Origin of the sequence: Thermococcus eurythermalis, assembly GCF_000769655.1 — an archaeon.
Taxonomy (GTDB): domain Archaea; phylum Methanobacteriota_B; class Thermococci; order Thermococcales; family Thermococcaceae; genus Thermococcus; species Thermococcus eurythermalis.
The window spans coordinates 1,220,722-1,241,241 of sequence record NZ_CP008887.1 but is presented as its reverse complement, the minus strand read 5'-3'; the positions used below and the strand labels follow the sequence as shown (position 1 = coordinate 1,241,241).

The 20,520-nt window shown below is 51.7% G+C and carries 18 protein-coding genes and 1 CRISPR repeat array (1 of these 19 only partly in view); of the genes, 9 read left to right on the top strand and 9 right to left on the bottom strand.

What is annotated here, in order from left to right:
- Positions 1 to 10 precede the first annotated feature (10 nt).
- Genes TEU_RS06685 through hxlAB form a run of 5 tightly spaced genes read right to left on the bottom strand, consistent with a single transcriptional unit; the run spans position 11 to position 3,623 of the window.
- Positions 11 to 832: a glutamate cyclase domain-containing protein gene (locus TEU_RS06685; RefSeq protein ID WP_050003036.1), complete on the bottom strand. Its 822-nt coding sequence runs from the start codon at positions 830 to 832 to the stop codon at positions 11 to 13.
- The gene (locus TEU_RS06680) at positions 829 to 1,008 is read right to left on the bottom strand and encodes a hypothetical protein (protein WP_050003035.1); all 180 of its coding nucleotides are present in this window, start codon (positions 1,006 to 1,008) and stop codon (positions 829 to 831) included. The genes TEU_RS06685 and TEU_RS06680 overlap by 4 nt, the downstream gene beginning before the upstream one ends.
- A 5-nt stretch (positions 1,009 to 1,013) precedes the next feature.
- On the bottom strand, positions 1,014 to 1,649 hold the full coding sequence (locus TEU_RS06675; protein WP_050003034.1) for a TIGR02253 family HAD-type hydrolase: 636 nt from the start codon (positions 1,647 to 1,649) through the stop codon (positions 1,014 to 1,016).
- The gene (locus TEU_RS06670) at positions 1,630 to 2,394 is read right to left on the bottom strand and encodes a hypothetical protein (protein WP_050003033.1); all 765 of its coding nucleotides are present in this window, start codon (positions 2,392 to 2,394) and stop codon (positions 1,630 to 1,632) included. Before TEU_RS06670 ends, TEU_RS06675 begins: the two co-directional genes overlap by 20 nt.
- Before the next feature lie 8 nt (positions 2,395 to 2,402).
- Positions 2,403 to 3,623, bottom strand: coding sequence for a bifunctional 3-hexulose-6-phosphate synthase/6-phospho-3-hexuloisomerase (hxlAB, locus tag TEU_RS06665; protein ID WP_050003032.1), 1,221 nt, complete (start codon positions 3,621 to 3,623; stop codon positions 2,403 to 2,405).
- Between the two features lie 138 nt (positions 3,624 to 3,761).
- On the opposite strand from hxlAB, the gene TEU_RS06660 reads away from it, so the two are divergent.
- The 7 genes from TEU_RS06660 (at position 3,762) to TEU_RS06630 (ending at position 8,565) form a co-directional block, all read left to right on the top strand.
- Positions 3,762 to 4,487 (top strand): arginase family protein, encoded by a 726-nt coding sequence (locus tag TEU_RS06660; RefSeq protein ID WP_050003031.1) that lies wholly within the window; start codon positions 3,762 to 3,764, stop codon positions 4,485 to 4,487.
- 4 nt (positions 4,488 to 4,491) lie between these two features.
- On the top strand, positions 4,492 to 4,815 hold the full coding sequence (locus tag TEU_RS06655; protein ID WP_050003030.1) for an Sjogren's syndrome/scleroderma autoantigen 1 family protein: 324 nt from the start codon (positions 4,492 to 4,494) through the stop codon (positions 4,813 to 4,815).
- A complete protein-coding gene (locus TEU_RS06650; RefSeq protein ID WP_050003029.1) occupies positions 4,812 to 5,024 on the top strand; it encodes an ArsR family transcriptional regulator in 213 nt (70 codons plus the stop codon). The genes TEU_RS06655 and TEU_RS06650 overlap by 4 nt, the downstream gene beginning before the upstream one ends.
- 144 nt (positions 5,025 to 5,168) lie before the next feature.
- Positions 5,169 to 5,630 carry a hypothetical protein gene (locus tag TEU_RS06645; protein WP_050003028.1) on the top strand — a complete coding sequence of 154 codons (462 nt, stop codon included), beginning with the start codon at positions 5,169 to 5,171 and terminating at the stop codon, positions 5,628 to 5,630.
- A 68-nt stretch (positions 5,631 to 5,698) separates the two neighbouring features.
- Positions 5,699 to 6,172 carry a hypothetical protein gene (locus tag TEU_RS06640; protein WP_144244828.1) on the top strand — a complete coding sequence of 158 codons (474 nt, stop codon included), beginning with the start codon at positions 5,699 to 5,701 and terminating at the stop codon, positions 6,170 to 6,172.
- A 417-nt stretch (positions 6,173 to 6,589) separates the two neighbouring features.
- Positions 6,590 to 7,651: a CGP-CTERM sorting domain-containing protein gene (locus TEU_RS06635; protein ID WP_050003026.1), complete on the top strand. Its 1,062-nt coding sequence runs from the start codon at positions 6,590 to 6,592 to the stop codon at positions 7,649 to 7,651.
- Entirely contained in the window at positions 7,636 to 8,565 is a 930-nt protein-coding gene (locus TEU_RS06630; protein ID WP_050003025.1) for a CGP-CTERM sorting domain-containing protein, read from the top strand. Before TEU_RS06635 ends, TEU_RS06630 begins: the two co-directional genes overlap by 16 nt.
- 52 nt (positions 8,566 to 8,617) lie before the next feature.
- Here TEU_RS06630 and trmBL2 read toward each other — a convergent pair whose 3' ends face one another.
- From trmBL2 to TEU_RS06615, 3 genes are all read right to left on the bottom strand, one after another.
- Positions 8,618 to 9,415, bottom strand: a complete 798-nt coding sequence (trmBL2, locus tag TEU_RS06625; protein WP_050003024.1) for an HTH-type transcriptional regulator TrmBL2 — start codon at positions 9,413 to 9,415, stop codon at positions 8,618 to 8,620.
- A 289-nt stretch (positions 9,416 to 9,704) separates the two neighbouring features.
- Positions 9,705 to 13,379, bottom strand: coding sequence for a reverse gyrase (gene rgy / locus TEU_RS06620; protein WP_050003023.1), 3,675 nt, complete (start codon positions 13,377 to 13,379; stop codon positions 9,705 to 9,707).
- 40 nt (positions 13,380 to 13,419) lie between these two features.
- Positions 13,420 to 13,920: a hypothetical protein gene (locus tag TEU_RS06615; RefSeq protein WP_050003022.1), complete on the bottom strand. Its 501-nt coding sequence runs from the start codon at positions 13,918 to 13,920 to the stop codon at positions 13,420 to 13,422.
- 91 nt (positions 13,921 to 14,011) lie between these two features.
- Here TEU_RS06615 and TEU_RS06610 point away from each other — a divergent pair, with 91 nt between their 5' ends.
- Positions 14,012 to 14,248, top strand: a complete 237-nt coding sequence (locus TEU_RS06610; protein ID WP_050003021.1) for a hypothetical protein — start codon at positions 14,012 to 14,014, stop codon at positions 14,246 to 14,248.
- Here the strand turns inward: TEU_RS06610 and TEU_RS06605 are convergent.
- Complete coding sequence (locus TEU_RS06605; RefSeq protein ID WP_050003020.1) at positions 14,245 to 15,510, bottom strand: DUF4139 domain-containing protein; 1,266 nt, start codon at positions 15,508 to 15,510, stop codon at positions 14,245 to 14,247. The genes TEU_RS06610 and TEU_RS06605 overlap by 4 nt on opposite strands.
- 142 nt (positions 15,511 to 15,652) lie before the next feature.
- Between TEU_RS06605 and TEU_RS06600 the strand changes: the two genes are divergently transcribed.
- Entirely contained in the window at positions 15,653 to 16,351 is a 699-nt protein-coding gene (locus TEU_RS06600) for an acetate--CoA ligase family protein (RefSeq protein ID WP_050003019.1), read from the top strand.
- A gap of 58 nt (positions 16,352 to 16,409) precedes the next feature.
- Positions 16,410 to 20,520: a CRISPR direct-repeat array (repeat unit 30 nt; unit sequence CTTTCAATTCTCCTAGAGTCTTATTGCAAC); it runs 673 nt beyond the window's last position.

The window sequence follows — 20,520 nt, the reverse complement described above, 5'->3', positions numbered from 1 at the left end:
GTTTAAAAGGTTAGTCCAGCCGGTTATCAACGATTTTCTTCAGGAGCTCCACCAGGGCAACGTGCACATCAACGGGAATGCCGTCCACGCTGGCTTCCCGCCTCTTGCTCACACCGTCTATGAGGCCGTTTTCTGCGAGAAGCCCAACGACAAGGGCCTCGTCCCAGCCCGAAAGGAGGTTTTTTCCAAACTCAACCGAGGCCTGGGCCACGAGCCCGTAGGCTCCCCAGTTGGAGACCGCGGAGAGAACGAGCTCGTCGGTCTCAACGGTGCTGGCTATCTTCTCCCCGTGCGGAATGTGCCTGACGACAAGATCAAGAATCTTCCCCATTCCAATCTCGTTGCCACCGTCGCCAATCCCAATCGTGGGGACTCCATAGTCCTTAGCATTCTCGGCGACCCAGTCAAAGGTCTCTCCCTCTATCTTCAGGCCGGACATGGAATAGTGGTTCCCATCTCTGGCCCTTCCGGGAGTCTCAACGAAGACCACCAGCTCGTAGTTGGACACATCGGGCCTTTCGGTGAAACTCAGAGAAAAGGTTCTCCCGAGGGGAGCCATTGCCCTGACAACTTCTTTTTGCGTGAGGATTTCAGCGCTCCCTCCGAGCTCTGTAACCGCCCTGGATATTGCTAGAGCACCGGGCGGGCCGTCCGTTTCGGGGACGTTTGCCGGGGGAATCGGAAACCCAGTGATTACCAACACTTTTCCATAATTGTCTAAAAACAGCTTTGCAGAATTATGTAAAAAATTAAAGTTTTTCCGCCTAAAGTCTAAGTATAACTTACCACTCCCCCTGTTGCCTGCGTCCGTGTTTATCAGGTGGGCGATCATTCTTCCACCTCGTAGACTACCACCCGAACTTTCTTGCCCTTGACTGCTTCCTTGAGCTTCCACCAGAGCTCCGTTGGCGTTTCGCTCCTGTGGACAAGCTTGTCGCCGGGCCTTATCTCTACCTCCTTCTCGGAGTACTCGATAAAAACTCCCTCCGCACTAAAGAGCTCCTTCATTTTCATCACCCCAGTATTTTTCTGAGCTCGTGGAGGGTTCTAATCTCGTAGTCGGCCATATGGTAGCCGTCTAAACCGTCGCGGTTAATCCACACGGCCTTCATTCCCACGTGCTTTGCCCCGTAAACGTCCTGGGTGAGGGAGTCACCGACGTAGAGCGCATCGGAAGGCTCAACGCCGAGCTCCTTGAGGGCGTACAGAAAAATCTTTGGCTCCGGCTTTATCGCCTTCACGTCTTCCCTCGTAACTATTGCCTCGAAGTACTTGCTGAGCCCCGTAAGGTCGAGCTTAAGCCTCTGGTACTCGGGCCCGCTCGTGACGACACCGAGGAGATAGCCTTCCTCCTCCAGCCATTCCAGCGTCGGTATGACGTCGGGATAAACGTGGAGCTTGTGGGGGTACTTCCTCAGGAGTTCCTCGTAGTTGAGGTCGAGGTTAAAGAGCCTGAAGAAGAAGTTCCAGTCGTGCCAGTCGTAGGTGTCCCTTCTAACCATAATCTCATGCAGGAACCTGTTTCGCGCCTCTTCCTTCGTGATGCCGAGCCTCTTTGACAGCTCATCGTAGACCCAGGGGAGAAAGAGCTGGATTAGAGGCATCTCAGTTAACAGAGTCCCGTCGATGTCAAAGAGCACCGCCTTCATTCTCCCACCCCTTCACGAGCAGGGCGAGTATTTCAACGCCCCTGATGTCCTCATCGGTCACAATGCCCCAGATTATATCCTTTTTGGCCAGCAGCTCCTGGAAGCGCGAAAGTATCTCGTGGGCGTCCTTTAGAGGGAAGTCGTTGCCAACGAGGATTCCTATGAGGCCGCGCTCCCAAATCCCCCAGTGCCAGCTGAAGTCCACCTTATCGAGGAGGCGCATTATGCCAACGTTTCCGCCGCGCACCATGTTGAAGAAGTCCGCGTAGTCTATGTTAACGAGCATCTGGTTTTCCAGGTAGTAGTAGAGCCTTGAGAACAGCTCGGCTATCGAGACTGAGGCCCTCTCAAAGGCTATTCCCAGGGGAATGTCGTCCTTCAGGAAGTCCCACAGGGAGTCGTAGAAGACGGTCTCAAAGTTATCGGCCCAGGGGGGCTTTTCGTGAATCAGCTCCCGCTGGGGAGTGAGGGTGTAGGCTATCCTTATTGCATCGGAGGGGCTGTATTCGAGGATTAAGTCCACGAGCTCAAGGTTCACGGGCTTGTCCTCGAACACAAGCCACAGGAATGTGTCCTTCGGAAGCCTTGAGAAGAACTCCCTTATCCTTTCCTCATAGTGTCCTCTGCGGAGTAAGTAGTGGCCGGGATTGATTGTTACCCTAACCACGCCGTCAGCGCTTATCCTGTCTACGATTCTAGCACCTGCGTTGCCAATCCCGACAAAAAGATGGGTGAAAGAGCGCATCGCAACCCTCACTCAAGGGTCGCGTGCTTCTTCTTCATATCCTTTTCGGTCTTCTGGAAGGTCGCCATGAGGAGCGCTATTATGCCATCGAGGAATATCATGGTCGAGTCCTCGAAGAGGGTGCCCATTGGGGCTATCCACTTGTACTTGGTGAGCATCTGCCTCGCTATGTAGTCCGTTGGAATGTCCGTCTTAGTTCTTCCCGGTATCTCGACCACGACGTCGGCGAGCTTTCCGAGCGTCGAGTTTGCGTAGGAGGTTATGGCGGCGACCTTTCCGCCCTGGTCTTTGGCTATCTTGGCGGCCTCGACTATGCTCTGGGTCTCGCCCGAACCGCTTATTGCTATCAGAAGGTCTCCCTGTTCAAAGGCCGGCGTTATGGTCTCGCCGACGACGTAGACGTTGAAGTCGAGGTGCATGAGCCTCATGGCGAAGGCCTTTCCGACGAGGCCGCTCCTTCCGGCGCCGTAGATGAATATCTTGTTGGCGCCTATCATCGCATCAACGAAGCCCCTGACCTGCTCCAGCTTGAGGCTGTCGGCGACGTTGTGGATGTGGTCGAGTATGTCGTTCATAGCCTTCCTTATCGTCATCATGTACTCGCCCCAGAAGAGGTCTATTATCTGTCTCGTCACTTTCTCCGGATCCTTTGCCTTTGTTATGGCACCGCCTACGATGATAATCGTTGCACCAAGCTCAATGACCTTTGGAATGGTCTCAAGGTTCAGTCCACCGGCAACGGCCACCGGGACGTTGACGGCCTTGACTACCTTTTCAAGGTCTTCGAGGGGGTTCTTGCCCTGGGCCTGCTCGTCAATGCCCGTGTGGACGAGGATGTAGTGCACGCCCATCTTTTCGAGTTCCTTGGCGCGCTTGACCTTGTCCTTGACACCGATGAGGTCTACCATCACCCTGATTCCGTAGCGCCTTGCGACCTCAACTGCGTCCTTTATGGTCTTGTCGTCTGCGACACCGAGGATAGAAACGACGTCTGCCCCGTGGCGGGCCGCCATCTCGACTTCTAGTGCACCGGTGTCCATGGTCTTGAGGTCAGCGACGATCTTCCTGTCAGGGAAGCGCCTCTTGAGGATTTCAACAGCGCGCATGCCCTCCTTCTTGATTAAAGGAGTTCCAACCTCAAGCCAGTGAGCACCCCCGCGGGCGGCCTTCTCCGCGATAGAAATGGCCTGCTCAATGTCAGTTAAGTCAAGGGCAACCTGGAGTATCATGGCGAGACCTCCGGAAAGTTTTCGGTTTATACTTTCGGGTCGACTTTTTAAAGTTTGGCTTTAAAAATTTACACGGAAGTGCCAAAGGTTTTCACCAAGATTTAAAAAAGGAGCACATAACCCCATCTGGTGGGCTGAATGGTAACGTTCATTCCCTTCGGTGAGAGGCCAAACAGGGACGGTGTAATCTACGCGCTCCAGCTTTTGAAGCGGAACAAGCTGATCGATGACTACATTATCGTTGAAGCCAGTAGGGTCGAACTCCTTCCCGAAAGAGTACCCAGAGATAGGGCATACATCATAGGTGAACACCTCGCCACTTACGGCATAGTCGAGAAGCTCAGACCGCCAGCGCTAATAAGCGTCGATGCCCACACAGACCTGATGCACGACTACCTCGACCACGGCTCATGGCTCGCCTATGCCCTTGAAAAGAGGCTCGTGGAGAGGGCCGCCGTGATGGCACCGGTTCTCATGATTCCCACTACGGAGAGAACCCAGCTCTGGACGAGGCGTGTCAAGGTCTTCCCGGCCACGCTAAGGAGCAGGAAAGTAAGGGGGAAGTGGAGGGCCTACAAGAACTTTCAGACCAACTCAATTGAGGAGATAATGGGTGAGGCGAAGAAGTACCTCGGCAAAGACGTTTACCTTACCGTGGACATGGACGTCTTAAGGCCAGAGTACAAGATAGCCCGCTTCCAGCACGGCGAGCTGACGCTTGAGGAGCTCCTTCAAATCCTCGAGGCGATAAAGGAGAACTTCAACATCGTCGCATTCGACATTGCAGAGGTCTCGGACAGGCTGAGGCGCTCCCGGCTCGGAAAGAAGGCGTTTTTCGAGGTCTTCCAGCTCCTGATGGGGTGATTCGATGCCGACGATCAGCGACGAGGAGATAAGGAAGATAATCATGCCGCTCATGCTGTCCGGGGCGAAGATGCTCGACAAACACTGCCCCAAGTGTGGCTCCCCCCTCTTCGAGAAGGACGGGAGGGTCTTCTGCCCCGTGTGCGAGCACAGGAAGAAGCAGATGGCGGGCGAGATGAAAGGAGTTGAGGAGAGGCTGATGGAAAAGCTGACACAGCTTGCCAACTCAATGCCCGACGACCTCGACGAGCTTGAGAAACACTTAAGGGTGATGGGGCTGATAATTGACCTGTTGGAAAGATACAGGTCTCTGGAGGGGGGAGAATGAAGAACGTGAGAGTCCTCAAGGCACTTGAGAGCAGCCCAAAAACCGTTGAGGAGATAGCCAAAGAAACCGGTCTCAAGCAGATGGAAGTGAGGCGCTACCTTCTCCGCTTCGCCGAGAACGGAAAGGTCGAGGCCTTTGAAAAGGAAGGCAAGCTCTACTGGAAGCTGAAGGAGAGGGACGAGCTCGAAGAGGAGTTCAAGTACGTCTGAGACCTTTTCGACTTTTGTATCCAATTGGAGACTGAGTAATCCGTTTTTACCTTTTGTTTTTGAATCACTTCGTTGCAATTTTGACAAGTAGAAATCCAAAAATGCTCTTATGTCTCCAGGGATAATCCATAATGGTGATGTCCTGTGGCGAAGTTCACACTGTGGTGGGTTAAGTGGAACGGTTCTAACTACGAGTCGAGGATGACCGTTGGAAGTAGAAAAGCTACCGTCGAAGACTTCAAGGAGAGGGGTTTTGATAAGATTGTTGTACTTGATGGAGAGGGAAGAGGTTCTCACTATACCGGTCCGTACTATGATTCCGGACGAAATGATGGGAAAGAATTCGCGAGGTGGGTGGCAGATCACATCTCCGGGGTCCCCCTATATATAACAATACCCTTTAAGCGTCCCGACGGGAGCCAAAGGGATCAGGCACTGATTTCATTTAAATACTCCGGCGTGAACTCGTACTATAAGGGCTGGATTGATGGAGTTCTGAGCATTGACAACAGCAACCTCAGGGGCTTTTACTGGAGTTATGAGAGCTGTCTCCAAACTGGCAACTATGGCAAGAACGTTTCCAGGGAGTTCATCCAATATGTATGATTACATTCACGACCATGGCAGGAGTTGATCTGGATTCCGGCGACTAATGGGAGAGGGGCGTGTCGTATTTGAGCGATGATGCGTTTGACGGGATTCTCAAAGTTGGCGGCTACTTTGATTACGTATTCGTCCAGCCAAACTATTATCAGAACAAAAACTGCATAGAGAACATTAACGGCACTGAACAAACGTTCCCGTACTCCTATAAGAAACTCGTTGAGAAAATCAGGTACATTCACGATGGGCTACAAAAACAGGTCAGGAAACAAAATCCAAACACGGTAGTCTCAATAGAGATGGAAGCAGACAGGACAGTCCTGGGCATTCCGTGCAGATATTCGGGCAGATGCCCTGAAAATATGAGGTGTGACCACACATTAAAAATCTGTTATGAGAACTGTAGGGAGCACGAATACGAAAAAGCAATAAACTGCGCCTTGGATTACATGAGAGCATTACCTTTTTCTTTTGAGAGCCTTGTCCTTTGGGGTGGGGATGCAGTAAACCGCCCAACGAGCACTAAATCCTCGAAACCCTTTTAAACCTTGCCAGCGTAATAGGGCCTCGAAGAGGCCACCGTAAGGTAACCCGATGAGATGAGGGGTTTCACGTTACCCTCTGCCGTTGGAGGGTTGATGCTGTTAAGCGTCCTTTCAAACTGCCCCTTGTGGCAGTTAAAAACTCCAAGTGGTGGCCTCAAGCTATAACCCCAATCCGGGTTTGCCGGTAGGGGTAATGGACCCAAGACCGGGCCCGCGGGCTGAGCCGAAAGTGGCAACACGAGTAGGTAATGAACCCGCAAACCTCCCCGCCACTGGCGAGGAGTTAAGCCGAACCCTCGCCCTAGCTGGGAAGGAGGTCAGACGACACAGGATGGAAACCATCGGACTTGGCCTACTACTTCAGCATTGACCTCAAAGTGATAGACGTGCTCCAAGAACGCTGCCGGAGGGAGCTCAATGAACCGTACGTTTAGAACAGCTATCACCCTGTTTTTCGCCCTCACACTCTTATCCAAGGCCGTGGTTTCAGCTGGGTCGAGCGGTTCTGTCTACAACGTTCAGTACTCCGTTATCTCCAACGGAAGCGAGGCTTTTATTCCCCTTCTAATCCTCACCTACGGGCCATACTGCCCTCCACTTTCGGGAATAGACTGCGCCAATGCGGCCACGGGGGAGGTTATTGGGGGAGAAGAGCATCTGCTCTACTTCAATGGCTCTCAGCTATGCCTTCTAAACCTCACGCCAGCATTTAGAGCCCTTTATCCGAACTACAGCACGCTCCTTGACAGGTTCGAGACCCTCTACCACTGCACCCCCCTCGACCATTCTCTTAACGGTGCGCGCTTCATAAACGGAAGCTGGTACCTGGATATCACGTTCCGCCCCCCGATGACTCACGTCCGCGGTGTCTACGTTTTCGATTCAGAAAACATGTGCATTGAACCCGTCAATGTTAGCTGGTCCAAGCTTCCAAGGGGAAAAATCAGTGATGAGATAAACGGCTGGCGGATTGAGCTTCAGTCCCAGAGCTTTCAAAAATGGGACTACGCGAACATGAGCGACGTGTGGGTCACGATGAGCGAGAACGCGCTGAGGTGGTCTCCTGGCCCAACTGAAGTCGTCAATTCGAGCGTTTTTCCGATTTACTTCCTCCTCAAAAAGGAGGGTCACGTGAAGAACATCACCCTCGTTTATCTCAATCTAAACGTTACGAGAGAGGACTTCGTTCCCCCAAACACATCTGGAGTTGCCGGCTACTGGTTTCCGGACAGCATTAAGATAGCCAACGTGACCGCCTGCGAGAAAGCGAACGTGACTACGTCCATCAGTACGGCCGCTGAGACTAGTACCGTCCCCAACAGAACAACAATCTCATCAAATACCATGAAAACACCAAACAACACAAAAGAAACCAAAAGTGGTATCTGCGGACCAGGGTTCATTGTTCTTCTTGCATTCGTGGGTTTGCTCCCAAGAAAAACCCCAAAGAGGTGGAGATCAAAATGTCCCGACTGGTGATTCCCGCCCTAATTCTTCTTTTCCTCACAGTTCCCGTTTCCGCGGTTCACTACGTGAGAGGACCCGGCCAGCTATACGAGGTAAAATACTCGGTTCTCTCAAACGGAACCGAGTCCCTAATCCATCTGGAAGTCCTTCAGTGGGGCCTTGACTGTGGTATGACTTCCTGCTGGCCGGCGGTTTTCGGTGGCCGTCAGTTTCTCCTTCACTTCAATGGCTCTCAGTTGTACCTCCTTAACTTCACCCCCCTGTTTAAAACCCCTTACGTGGACTACAAGGGGGCGGCGTTCACAAACGGGGGCTGGTACTTGGAGGTTAGTTATTACTCACCGGACTGCTCAACACAGGTGGGCAAGATTTACCGGCTCGATACCAGAGACTTCTGCATTGAGCCGGTGAACGTTAGCTGGTTCTACGTTCCAAAGGAAGAAGCTAGAGACGATATAAACGGCTGGAAGATAGAACTTCAGTCACCCGGTCCCGGTGAGTGGAGCTATATGAACGTTAGCGATGTGTTTATTGCTCTGAACCAAAACGCCAGCGAGTGGTCTCCCGTGCCCCCCATCATTCCAGATTCGGGCTTTTTTCCGGTTTATTTCACGCTTAAAAAGGATAATGTCACGAGAAATATAACCCTCATCTACGTTAACACAACCAACAACCCCCTGGGACTTGTACAGGGTTTCTGGTTTCCCGATGACGTTAAAATCGTCAGCATAACAGTCTGCGAGAAAACAAGCGCGAACACCCCAACCGGCACGCCCGCTGAGGCTAACCTTACTTCTCCAACAAGGGAGACGCGGCCCAACAAAACGGAAACAGCAACCAACACGGGGAACCCCGAAACAAGTATCTGCGGGCCTGGCTTGGTTGGCTTACTCGCGTTGGTTCCTTTAATGTTAAGAAGGCGCTAGTCTTTAATTCTTTCCTTGTTAATACCTCAGAAAAGCAGAAAAGAAAAGGAGCTCAGACCTTCTTGGCATTTTCCCAGTACTCGTTGAACTTGGCCTCGAAGAGGGCCTTGATCCTGAAGTCCTTGATCCAGACCTGGGTCTCGTAGTTGAAGTAGCGAGCGGCCATGTCCTCGAGGGCGAAGAAGACCTCGTCGTCGCAGATGAGCATCGGAAGCTCGAACTTGTCGAGAACCCTGAGCTCGAGCTTGCCCTTCTTGGCGTAGTCGAGTATCTTCGAGGAGGCCTCAAGCCTCTTGAGGACGGGCTCGGTAACGATTATCTTGGCCTTGGCACCGTTGTCAATGGCCTTGAGAAGGTCGCTCTCAAGGTTGATTGCTATGTAGCCATCGTCGGCGAGGAGTATCTGCTCCTTGACTTCCTCAAACATCTCCTTGGTCTTGAGGGTAGCGTTCCTTATTCCCCTGACAACCCAGACGCGCTCGACGCCGTACTTCGGAATCTCGGTCTCGATGAGAGGCCTCATGAGCTCAAGGAGCTCCTCTTTGGCCTTCTTCTTGGCCTCAAGCTCCTCCTTGACGCGCTCCTGCCACTCCTCGATGAACTTCTCGAGGATGTTCTCCGGGTGAACGGGTCTGTACTTGTTGACCTTGCCCGGCTGGCTAATGGCAAAGCCCTTCTTCTCAAGGCTTCTGAGGACGTCGTAGGTTCTCGGCGCGGGAACCTCCGAGACGCTGGCGAGCTCGGCAGGGGTGAGAACGCCGAAGCCAACGAGGGCAACGTACGCCCTTGCCTCGTAGAGGTTCAACTCGAAGTGCTCCTGGAGGAGTTCCACCATCCTGTCCTTAACCATCCTTACCACCACCTAATTTTCTATATACTATTTCTGACGTAACCCATTATAAACTTTTTCCACACATTGGGAATGGTCGGGGTAAATACCCCGTGATTGCAACAGGTGACTAACATGGATAAAATTCAATTTGCATGGGCACGCAAGGGGATTACTCCAAGAAGGGTTTTAAGGTTTTTGGTTTTACCTCCAAATAAAACAACAACCGTAAACTAAGGTTCTAATATCTGGTTATCAATGGGTGAAAATTGCCAAAAAAGTGTCACATAAAGTAAAGGAAAACACGCCCTTAACCTTCCCCATACACGTAACGTCTCAGTTCAGAATAGAGGTCGTTTAGCACCTCAATGTAGTCAGCCTTTCCTTCTTCAATCTGGTCCATGAGCTTTTCAAGCTCCCTCGTGCGCTCCTCACTGACGAGGTCGCGGTACTTGCTGACGAGGTAGTGGTACACCTTTATGCCCTTCTCAGTAGGAACAAGCTTCTTCCTGCCCTTTGTCTCTATCACATAGCCGCGCCGTATAAGGGTCTCGACTATCTTCGCGTACGTCGAGGGCCTTCCTATGCCGCGCTCTTTCATCAACGCAATTATGTCACCCTGGGTGTAGAGCGGGACCTTCGGGGCCTTCCACTTCTTTGACTCAACGACCTTGAGCTTCATCCCGGGCTCCAGCTTCGGCAGCTGTCTGAGGGACGGCGAGCGGAGCTTCGTCCAGCCCTCTTCCAGTATCTCTACGTAGCCTTCAAGCTTAACCTTTCCGACGCCGGCGTTGATGACTGCCCTCTCGTAGAGAACCTTTGCAGGGGTCATCTGGCTGGTCATAAAGCGCCTGAATATCATGTCGTAGAGCCTGTAGTGGTTGCGCGTGAGGCTCTTCGGCAACTGGATTATGCCGTCACGGATGAGCTGCATCAGGCGTCCGGTATCGATGGGCCTCGTCGGCCTTATGGCCTCGTGCGTCCCCTCTTCTCCCCACGGCCTCGGCTTGAAGTACTGCTCGCCGAGCTCCTGGGTTATGTATTCCTTTGCGATTTCTACTCCCGTGTTGCTGACGTGGGTAGAGTCAGTCCTGTGGTAGGTGATGAGACCCATCTCGAAGAGGTCCTGGGCAAGGCGCATCGTTTCCGGCGCGGACAGCTTGAGAAAGGTCGAGGCGTCCTTGAGCATTGCGTCAGTCGTGTAGGGCGGTGCGGGGTTGAGCTCCCTCTCCTCAAGCTGGACTTCCTCAACGGTTACGTACTCGGGTGGCTCGACGTCCTTACCGCCCTTCCCGAGCTCAACCGTGACCTGGAGGCCGTTCTCAAGGGTCAGGCCGAGGAAGTAGACCTCGCTTTCGCTGAACTCCTTATACCTTTCAATAATCCAGCCGAGAACAGGGGTCTGAACCCTTCCGGCGGAGAGGTTCCTGTTCTCGAAGACCCTCTGAAGCTCACCGCTCAGCTCGAAGCCTATCCACCTGTCCTCTATGCGCCTAACAATCTGGGCCCCGACGCGGTTCTCGTTCACGTCCCTTGCCTCTTCAATGGCCTTCAGTATGGCCGGTCTCGTGACCTCGTGGAATTCTGTCCTCTTGATGTTCGGCGTGTAGGGGCTCAGAATGTTCCTTATGTCCCAGGCTATCTTCTCACCCTCAGTATCAGGGTCGGTCGCGATGAGTATCTCGTCGACCTCTTGAGCAATCTCGCGCATCGCGATGACGTTCTCAAGGGCGTCGCGAACGTTCGTTGAGCCACAGCGCGGACAAACTCCTTTCTTCTCCCAGTCAACGAACTGGTAGCCACAGTCACGGCACCGCTTTATGGTGTCATAGACGGGAATAAACCTGAGCATATCTTCATTGCGCTCGATTAGGACGCCGTGGTAGCCCTCATCGGTGACGAGGTCGAACATGTGTCCCCCGCTCGCGAGAATCGTCAGCTGTCTGTTGCCTATGCTCACCTCGTAGGCGACCAAATCACCGATGCGCCTCTTGCTCGGCCTGCCGAAGAAGTTGGCTATCGTCCTGGCCTTGTTGGGGCTCTCGACGATCATAAGAGCTGATTTAACGAGGTCCTTGACCTTCGAGCTTATCTTGCCCTCCATCACGAGGCGGACTTTCTCCCTGTCCTCGTCTATCTCCCTCAGGAGTTCCTCAAGGTCGAGCTCCTCGAAGGGCACCATCTTGAACTCCGTGAAGCGCCAGCGCATCTGCCTGACCAAACCGTTGAAGACCTTCTCGTTGTCCACTATGAGGACGCTGAGACCCTTGGTGATTCCGCCCGCGAACAGCCTGCTCGTCCTTCCGGTTGCCTGGATGTAAGTCCTGACGTCGGGAATTTCGATGAACCACTTGCCCTCTTCCTTCACGAGGCTGACGAACGGGTCTTCAGCGAGCCTCTGGAGAACGTCTTCCTTCTTCAAAACCCTGCGCAGGAACTCCACCAGCTCCCTGAAAACGTTGAGGACGGTCTTGTGGAAGTCGTTCTCGAGGGGGAGCCCTTCAGCCAGGGCCTCCTCTATCTTCATCAGTTCGAACTGGGGGATGTTCCGTATCAGCCTTCTAAGTCTTGCGTGAAGCTTCTCGGCCTGCTTTCTGTCCTCCTCGTCCAGGAAGTCCATTATCTCGCTCAGCAGACCGAGGGCGCGGTAGATTGTGGGCCTCTCAAGGTCAATCGAGAAGCGGAACTTCGGAACGCCGGTGAAGACCGCGTAGCGGATGAGGTGCGGCAGGTCAAGACCCCTAACGATTGAGCCGTAGTAGGTCGCAACGCCGACGAGGTAGTCTGCCTCGCCGTTCTCGAACTTCTCAACGGCCTTCTTGTTCTTTGAGCTCGCGAGCTCTACCGCGAAGCCCTTCTCCTTGAGATAGTTGACAAGCTCCTCCGCGTAGCTCAGCCCCTGGTCAATGGGGACGAAGACGAGACCGCCCTTTCCAAGTCTCCTGAGGAGCTCCCCCACGTGCTCCTTAACGTCTTTGGTCGGCTTTAGGTAGCTGTCCACGACGTTCCTCAGCGCGCTCCTTCCCGAGCCAACTTCAAAGCCGAGGAGCTCGCGGTAGAGCTTTATCCTGTCGCCCCTCGCGCTCCCAGTGGCGGAAGCGATAATCATTACTCCGACCTTGTTCTTCCTCTTGAACTCCTCAATCTCGCGCTGGAGCTTCCCTATGTCTCCGTTGAGCTCGTTGAGCTTTTCTTCCCTATCCTCGGCGTTGCCGTTGAGGTACTTGCTCATCTGCTTCTTGAGCCTTATAATCTCCCACGCCTTGTCTATAATCCCCTCGGTGAAGCCGAGCAGGAGGAGGGAGCGGTCTATGTTCTTGCTCGCCTTGAGGAACGCATCGACGTCGTCAACGAATATGAAGTCGAAGCGCTTGCCCCTCAGCTTCTCGTCAAAGTTCCTCGCAAGCCACTGGGCGCTCGTTATGAGGATGTCAAAGTCCCCAGACTCGATTTTAGCGAGCATCTCTTCCTTCTCTTTCTTCTTGAGGTTGCCGTGGTAGTAGGCCAGCTTGACGTCCAGTCCCGTTCTCTCGATTATCGCCTGGACTTTTTTGACCGTTTGAACGACGAGGGGCGTCGTGGGGACGACAATGTAGCTCTTCTTGCCCTGCACGGCGTAGTAGACGGACATGAAGGCCCCAAAGGTGCTCTTGCCCATTCCCGTTGGGGCTATGATGGAGAAGCTCCTGCCCTTGAGTAGCCTCTTGACCCAGGTTCTCTGGGCGCTCCAGAATGTGAAGCCCGTGGCCTTCTCAAAGAACTCTTCAATCTCCCGGAGGCCCTTTTCAAGGGAGTAAATGTCCTCCCAGGCCTTGAGCTTCCCTCTCGACTTCAGGGCCTCTCTAACAGCATTTACGAGCTCGAAATAGCTTTCAGCGGTGACGGGGTTATCGATACAGTCATCGCACGGGTTCTTCATTACTAGCCTTTCGTCAGAAATTCTACCTGAGCAGTTTGGGCACATCTCCCTGTACAGGGCCTTCATTATTCCCACCCTCTAAGTTGGTGTTTCGGGATTTAAGCTCTTATAAGGGTTCCTTTTCGAGGGCCCTTCGGGTGTGCTCGTACCCCTCGCGCAGTTTTTCAACAAGGGGGTAGTCATGAAAAACAGCAGACAGCTCGTCGAGGGCCTCACCGAGCACGTGGAGGTATTCCTCCGCTCCCGTTTCGCGGACGAGCCTTAAGGCGCGGAGAAAGAGCATAGCACTCTCGCTCCCGCTTTCGTCCCTCTTGAGGGAGTTGAAGAGCTCGGCCACAGCAACGTCCAGCGCCAGCCTCGGGACTTCCGAGAGGTACGACCACGCAAGTGCCTCGGGGTTCAGAGGTTCCGAGCCCCCGGCGTCGAAGTAGATGCCCTTCTCGTAAGCCTCTTTCACTGCCGAAACGTGGGGGCAGTCGCCTCCCCTAGGGCAGGTGCAGATGTGTTCTCCCGTTGAGACGTTCAGCTCGACGTAGTAGGGGTACTCGTCCAGAACCTTGGAGTAGAGCCTGTCTCCCGCCTTGAGAACCCAGAGAACCCTTGCCATTTTTACCACTAACGTGGGTTAGACTCGGTGGATTTAAGCCTTTCGGCGAAAGGGTTTTTAAGGCCGGAGAATACTATTGTTGGTGGTCATTATGGCGGACGTTTTTGAGCTGGCACGGAGGTATCACGACGAGCTTGGAATAAAGGAGCCGAGCCTGGCCACAATGGCGGCGGAGCTCTTCGACGACCTCGGACTTAAGATGGCGAACTTCCTGAAGGACGAGGGTTACAGCCTCGTGAGCACGAAGTTCATAGACTACGACAAGAGCCTTGTCATAGAAGTAAGAAAAGGAGACAAGAGCTTCGAGGTTACCCTGCGGAAGAGCTAACTCCCGTACTCGAAGGTTATTTCCTTCTTTTCGCCGGGCCCCACGGTCACGAGGAACTCAACGTAGTCCGCCGTTTCCGCCGTGGGCTGGACGCTGGCGAGGGACACCTCTCCCCTCTTGTAGTGCCTTACAACCACGGTTTTTGCCTCGTCGCCGAAGTTCTGCAGGGTTATCCTAATCTTGTAGTGCCTGCCTTCGCTGTCCCTTTCGAGGACCGTTGTGGTGCCCTTGACGTCGTAGTCCCTGCCTATGCCTATCCTAACCGTGTCGCCCTTTGGCGTGTGCTCGATTCTCGACTCGCCTATGAAGAGCCTCCCGTCATCAGTGTCCTTGAAAATCTCAACAACTCCCGCGGGGAGAACCATATCGGTCTTGAATGAAACGGACTCGTAGACGGGCCTCTCACCGTTGTATGGCCAGCTCTCGTAGAGATACTCCCTTGTGAATGGGGTGTTCAGCTCAACGTAGGGGTAGACCATCGTGCTCCCTGAGGTTATGTCGGCCACTCCGAGACGGTAGACGTAAAAGGCCTCGGCCCGCTCCGGAGAGCTCACGACAACTCCGCTAGCCTCTTCCACCCGTTCGTAGAGCGTCTTCGGCCGGGGCTGGGAGTAGAAGCTCACGTCCCCCGCAACAAGCAGGACTTCCGCGTCCCTAAAATCCTTATCTGTAGGGTTCTTGATGACGACGTAACCCCTCAGTTCGGCCTCATCACCCAGGTAAAGCCTGTACCTGCTCTCCCAGTTTATCCCCTGAACCCGGTAGGTAACGCTCACCCTGAACTTTCCCGCTTCCTCCGACCTGAGCGAGACGTAGGGTTTGGACTCGTCAAGGTCTTTCACCTTGAAATACACGACCTCTTCTGGGTTTATCAGGTAGTAGCCGTCGCTCTCTACGGCAATCTTGCCATCGCGGGTTCCGAGGTACGTTCCGGCTATCACGTTACCACCTTTAAGGCCTATCTCAACTTCGCTCCCGGTTCTGCTCTCATCTCTCCCAAAGATGCCCAGCACGGAGACGCCGTCGTCAAGCGGCCTGACGCTGACCTCCGCCAGGTCAAAGCCCGAAAGCCCCTCAAGGGGCACCTCATTGATGCCCTCCTCAAGCTCGACCTCAAAGGTCTCCTCAACAACGCCAACGCTGGCGGAGTTGTAAAGGGCGATGGTAACATCACTGGTAGAGGCCTTCTCAGTCTGGAAAGACACCGCGACGAGAAGAACTACAAAAAACGAGACCAACAATGGAAAGAACTTTTTATTCATGTTGCTCACCACTTGTTATTGTTATTTGGTCTATTTATAACTTCCTACCGCTTCAACTGGATTTGAACCAAAACTTTGCAAATGGAAACCCTTTTAACTGCCCGGTCGGATTGAACACTGTCAAGCTGATGAGGTGATTGGTATGGACAGGATTGCTAAGGCTAGGGAAATAATCGAGAAGGCCAAGGCCGAGAATAGGCCGCTCGTCGAGCCTGAGGCGAAGGAGATACTCAAGCTTTACGGCGTCCCGGTTCCGGACTTCAAGGTCGCCACAAACGAGGAAGAGGCCGTTCAGTTCGCCAGGGAGATTGGCTACCCGGTCGTTATGAAGATTGTTTCTCCGCAGATCATCCACAAGAGCGACGCCGGCGGCGTTAAGGTCAACATCAAGAACGATGAGGAGGCCAGGCAGGCCTTCAGGACCATCATGGAGAACGCCAAGAACTACAAGCCGGACGCCGACCTCTGGGGTGTCATAATCTACAAGATGCTCCCGCTCGGCAAGGAGGTCATCGTCGGTATGATCCGCGACCCGCAGTTCGGCCCTGCCATCATGTTCGGTCTCGGTGGTATCTTCGTTGAAATCCTCAAGGACGTCAGCTTCCGCGTTGCCCCGATAACCAAGGACGAGGCCCTCGACATGATCAAGGAGATCAAGGCCTACCCGATTTTAGCAGGAGCCCGCGGTGAGAAGCCGGTAGACATAGACGCCTTAGCGGACATCATAGTCAAGGTCGGCGAGCTCGCCCTCGAGCTTCCGGAGATTAAGGAGCTCGACATCAACCCGATCTTCGCCTACGAAGACGGCGCTGTCGCCGTCGACGCGAGGATGCTTCTCTGAGGGCTTTTGCCCTTTTCTCTCTGCCCAGATTTTAGAACTTAGCTCAAAGGGCACGGAGCTTTTGATTCTCTTCAAGTCTTATTGCAACACCGAGCGAATTCGCCGAGGTTCTGGAAAACCTCAATCCTTTCAATTCTCCTAGAGTCTTATTGCAACAGTCCGCGACCCGCTCGGCCCACTCAAGCCGGAGAAGGCTTTCAATTCTCCTAGAGTCTTATTGCAACTCTCAGATTATGACCGCGTTGCAGTATCTCACCACGCCTTTCAATTCTCCTAGAGTCTTATTGCAACCAGGCACCGCGGGTGAAGCTGGTTTACGTCCATCTCGGCTTTCAATTCTCCTAGAGTCTTATTGCAACTGCGCCGACGTTGCCGTATGTGTATGACAATCTCCGCTTTCAATTCTCCTAGAGTCTTATTGCAACCTACCCCTTTGGTTATTCTTCTATCTCTATTTTTCTCCTTTCAATTCTCCTAGAGTCTTATTGCAACCGGCTTGCGGAGGGCGTGCTCTCTTCTATCGGCCTCAGCTTTCAATTCTCCTAGAGTCTTATTGCAACCGTCTTATACAAAATCTGCCCTGACCATCTATCCAACTTTCAATTCTCCTAGAGTCTTATTGCAACTAACTCAGCTTATATCGGAGCGTATTCGCAGACTTTCTTTCAATTCTCCTAGAGTCTTATTGCAACTCAGCAACGACTACGCGATCAGAGACGGCCCGAAGCCTTTCAATTCTCCTAGAGTCTTATTGCAACTTTCTATTACTTAAAAAACTTCAAGTGTCAAACAATTCTTTCAATTCTCCTAGAGTCTTATTGCAACGTAGACCCTCCTGCGGCTGTTGTCGTCGCCACAGTCGCTTTCAATTCTCCTAGAGTCTTATTGCAACTATCTCTCATCAAAGCCGCAAGGACGTATTTCCAGTTCTTTCAATTCTCCTAGAGTCTTATTGCAACAGTAAATGGGAACTCACTCGAACTCATCTGGAATGCCACTTTCAATTCTCCTAGAGTCTTATTGCAACAAAAGTGCTGGAGAACGTTTAGGCCCAGCCCCCACCGCTTTCAATTCTCCTAGAGTCTTATTGCAACACCCCGAACAGCAGAGGTTCATTCTCCAGACCTTCGTCTTTCAATTCTCCTAGAGTCTTATTGCAACCTGGGCTCTTATCTTCGCCATCTCAACACCACCTCCGGCTTTCAATTCTCCTAGAGTCTTATTGCAACACCGAGCACTTCGCTAAGCGTCTTATCAATCTCTTTGACTTTCAATTCTCCTAGAGTCTTATTGCAACAAGTCTCTGAAGGTCGGCAACACAACGCTAACAACAAACTTTCAATTCTCCTAGAGTCTTATTGCAACACTTAATGTTTAAAAATAAGTATTGTATTTGCTACTTTCTTTCAATTCTCCTAGAGTCTTATTGCAACGTCTCGAGCTGCTTTGCGTCGTCTATCTTGTTCTGCACTTTCAATTCTCCTAGAGTCTTATTGCAACCGGGGTGAAGGAAGATGAAGAACGTCGTTATCCGTGTCTTTCAATTCTCCTAGAGTCTTATTGCAACCCAGTTAGCTTGTCCATTCTTATTCTTGTTTTCCCAACTTTCAATTCTCCTAGAGTCTTATTGCAACCCTTGACAGGAGCTTTGCGGATGCGGCAGTCACGTTCCTTTCAATTCTCCTAGAGTCTTATTGCAACGAAGAAGCCAGGACGAGGTGGGCGGCTAGGAAGGTTCCTTTCAATTCTCCTAGAGTCTTATTGCAACATTACTAATAAGGAATTCCTGACTGAAGACATCGCACTTTCAATTCTCCTAGAGTCTTATTGCAACGTGCTCCGGGCGTATGAAGTGTGGCGGACGAACCACTCTTTCAATTCTCCTAGAGTCTTATTGCAACGTGACGAACTCGTCCCACTTCTTGGCGTCCTTCTTTCTTTCAATTCTCCTAGAGTCTTATTGCAACTTTCTGACTACGAGGATTCAATTGTTGAGTACGTTCCTTTCAATTCTCCTAGAGTCTTATTGCAACTTTAGTATTTTAATTAAGGTTCACAATCAATTATTGTCTTTCAATTCTCCTAGAGTCTTATTGCAACCCGCATCGTCGTCGGTCTGATATCGAGGCGCTTAATCCTTTCAATTCTCCTAGAGTCTTATTGCAACAAGGATAAGAGCATAATATATAGTGAAGAACACACGGCTTTCAATTCTCCTAGAGTCTTATTGCAACACGTCGAGGGTGAGGATATCAGAGGTAAACGGCGCCTGTTGCTTTCAATTCTCCTAGAGTCTTATTGCAACGGACAAGAGCGGCAACGGGAACGACGGCACGATTTACTTTCAATTCTCCTAGAGTCTTATTGCAACCCCTCTATGAGTTGCTGTATCAGCTCCCGCTCAGCGTCTTTCAATTCTCCTAGAGTCTTATTGCAACTCGTAGTATTGCCGGTAGAGTTTCGCCATCTTCTTTCTTTCAATTCTCCTAGAGTCTTATTGCAACGAGGTCTGGATGGCGAAGATGGAGCCAATACACGAGCTTTCAATTCTCCTAGAGTCTTATTGCAACCTGAGCACGTCGGAAACAAACCTCAGAGATTATTACTCTTTCAATTCTCCTAGAGTCTTATTGCAACGCGGGCCGACCCCGTGCAGTTCGTCATTGATTTTTTCGCTTTCAATTCTCCTAGAGTCTTATTGCAACATGGGGAGAAACATATTGGTGAACAAGTATTTGGAGCTTTCAATTCTCCTAGAGTCTTATTGCAACAACAACCTGTTGCTTATTGGGGCTGCTGGGGCTGCCCCTTTCAATTCTCCTAGAGTCTTATTGCAACATGTTACCAGGGCCTCTGATGTTGTGCTGATTGATAACTTTCAATTCTCCTAGAGTCTTATTGCAACTGGGGATAAATCAGTAACTGTTTCAGAATTCACAGCCTTTCAATTCTCCTAGAGTCTTATTGCAACGTGTTTAATCCCACCAGAGACCTGCACCACATAGCCCCTTTCAATTCTCCTAGAGTCTTATTGCAACGTAACGGTGTACCTGATTTCACCCTCTCCCCACATTCTTTCAATTCTCCTAGAGTCTTATTGCAACCTACATAGACGACAACTTAGTAGGAACCTTAGACTACTTTCAATTCTCCTAGAGTCTTATTGCAACTGGCCTGGATCCGAAGATGAGTAATGACAGGGTGCCTCCTTTCAATTCTCCTAGAGTCTTATTGCAACCATAGGGTTTTGGCCAGACACAATTGTTCCGTCTGTCTTTCAATTCTCCTAGAGTCTTATTGCAACCTGGATGATAGTACCATCCAAGATACCTCCAATTTGCACTTTCAATTCTCCTAGAGTCTTATTGCAACGCACACTCTGACAGCTATAATATCTTTTTTTTCATCCTTTCAATTCTCCTAGAGTCTTATTGCAACAAGCCCCTACCTCTTCTTCGCACGTTTACCACCCCCTCTTTCAATTCTCCTAGAGTCTTATTGCAACCGCCTAAAGCGTACAAGGTCAAGCTCAGGAAGCGCGCTTTCAATTCTCCTAGAGTCTTATTGCAACTACTTCTCTCGTCAGTGCTCTGTTCTTCGCCCGCTCACTTTCAATTCTCCTAGAGTCTTATTGCAACCCCTCCCGAGCTGGAGGAATTTGCACAGTATCTCCTCCTTTCAATTCTCCTAGAGTCTTATTGCAACATGAACGCAAAAGATGGCGTTGATTTTGTTGATTTGCCTTTCAATTCTCCTAGAGTCTTATTGCAACCTTGACCTTTCTTCTTATCTTGATGTCTCTCCAGAACTCTTTCAATTCTCCTAGAGTCTTATTGCAACGTAGAACCTCCTGCTAGTCCTGGCCTTCAAAAGAACACTTTCAATTCTCCTAGAGTCTTATTGCAACGTCACCCCCCGAGCTGGCGCCGGAGGAGCTCGACCTCTTTCAATTCTCCTAGAGTCTTATTGCAACCACAACCGCGACGCGCTCCGACAACGCGACCAGAACACTTTCAATTCTCCTAGAGTCTTATTGCAACGTGGGCCGCCTGGGGTATTCTTATCGGCCTTATCCCTTTCAATTCTCCTAGAGTCTTATTGCAACCCCAAGGTCGCCGTTTTGCCAGACGAAGAAACGATAGCTTTCAATTCTCCTAGAGTCTTATTGC

What these genes read in the sequence shown, in the direction of transcription:
- TEU_RS06685 (WP_050003036.1), bottom strand. Translation starts at nt 832, where the DNA reads ATGATCGCCCACCTGATAAACACGGACGCAGGCAACAGGGGGAGTGGT.
- TEU_RS06660 (WP_050003031.1), top strand. Translation starts at nt 3,762, where the DNA reads ATGGTAACGTTCATTCCCTTCGGTGAGAGGCCAAACAGGGACGGTGTA.
- hxlAB (WP_050003032.1), bottom strand. Translation starts at nt 3,623, where the DNA reads ATGATACTCCAGGTTGCCCTTGACTTAACTGACATTGAGCAGGCCATT.
- TEU_RS06675 (WP_050003034.1), bottom strand. Translation starts at nt 1,649, where the DNA reads ATGAAGGCGGTGCTCTTTGACATCGACGGGACTCTGTTAACTGAGATG.
- TEU_RS06605 (WP_050003020.1), bottom strand. Translation starts at nt 15,510, where the DNA reads ATGAATAAAAAGTTCTTTCCATTGTTGGTCTCGTTTTTTGTAGTTCTT.
- TEU_RS06610 (WP_050003021.1), top strand. Translation starts at nt 14,012, where the DNA reads ATGGCGGACGTTTTTGAGCTGGCACGGAGGTATCACGACGAGCTTGGA.
- TEU_RS06680 (WP_050003035.1), bottom strand. Translation starts at nt 1,008, where the DNA reads ATGAAGGAGCTCTTTAGTGCGGAGGGAGTTTTTATCGAGTACTCCGAG.
- TEU_RS06650 (WP_050003029.1), top strand. Translation starts at nt 4,812, where the DNA reads ATGAAGAACGTGAGAGTCCTCAAGGCACTTGAGAGCAGCCCAAAAACC.
- TEU_RS06630 (WP_050003025.1), top strand. Translation starts at nt 7,636, where the DNA reads ATGTCCCGACTGGTGATTCCCGCCCTAATTCTTCTTTTCCTCACAGTT.
- TEU_RS06615 (WP_050003022.1), bottom strand. Translation starts at nt 13,920, where the DNA reads ATGGCAAGGGTTCTCTGGGTTCTCAAGGCGGGAGACAGGCTCTACTCC.
- TEU_RS06670 (WP_050003033.1), bottom strand. Translation starts at nt 2,394, where the DNA reads ATGCGCTCTTTCACCCATCTTTTTGTCGGGATTGGCAACGCAGGTGCT.
- TEU_RS06635 (WP_050003026.1), top strand. Translation starts at nt 6,590, where the DNA reads ATGAACCGTACGTTTAGAACAGCTATCACCCTGTTTTTCGCCCTCACA.
- TEU_RS06600 (WP_050003019.1), top strand. Translation starts at nt 15,653, where the DNA reads ATGGACAGGATTGCTAAGGCTAGGGAAATAATCGAGAAGGCCAAGGCC.
- trmBL2 (WP_050003024.1), bottom strand. Translation starts at nt 9,415, where the DNA reads ATGGTTAAGGACAGGATGGTGGAACTCCTCCAGGAGCACTTCGAGTTG.
- TEU_RS06655 (WP_050003030.1), top strand. Translation starts at nt 4,492, where the DNA reads ATGCCGACGATCAGCGACGAGGAGATAAGGAAGATAATCATGCCGCTC.
- rgy (WP_050003023.1), bottom strand. Translation starts at nt 13,379, where the DNA reads ATGAAGGCCCTGTACAGGGAGATGTGCCCAAACTGCTCAGGTAGAATT.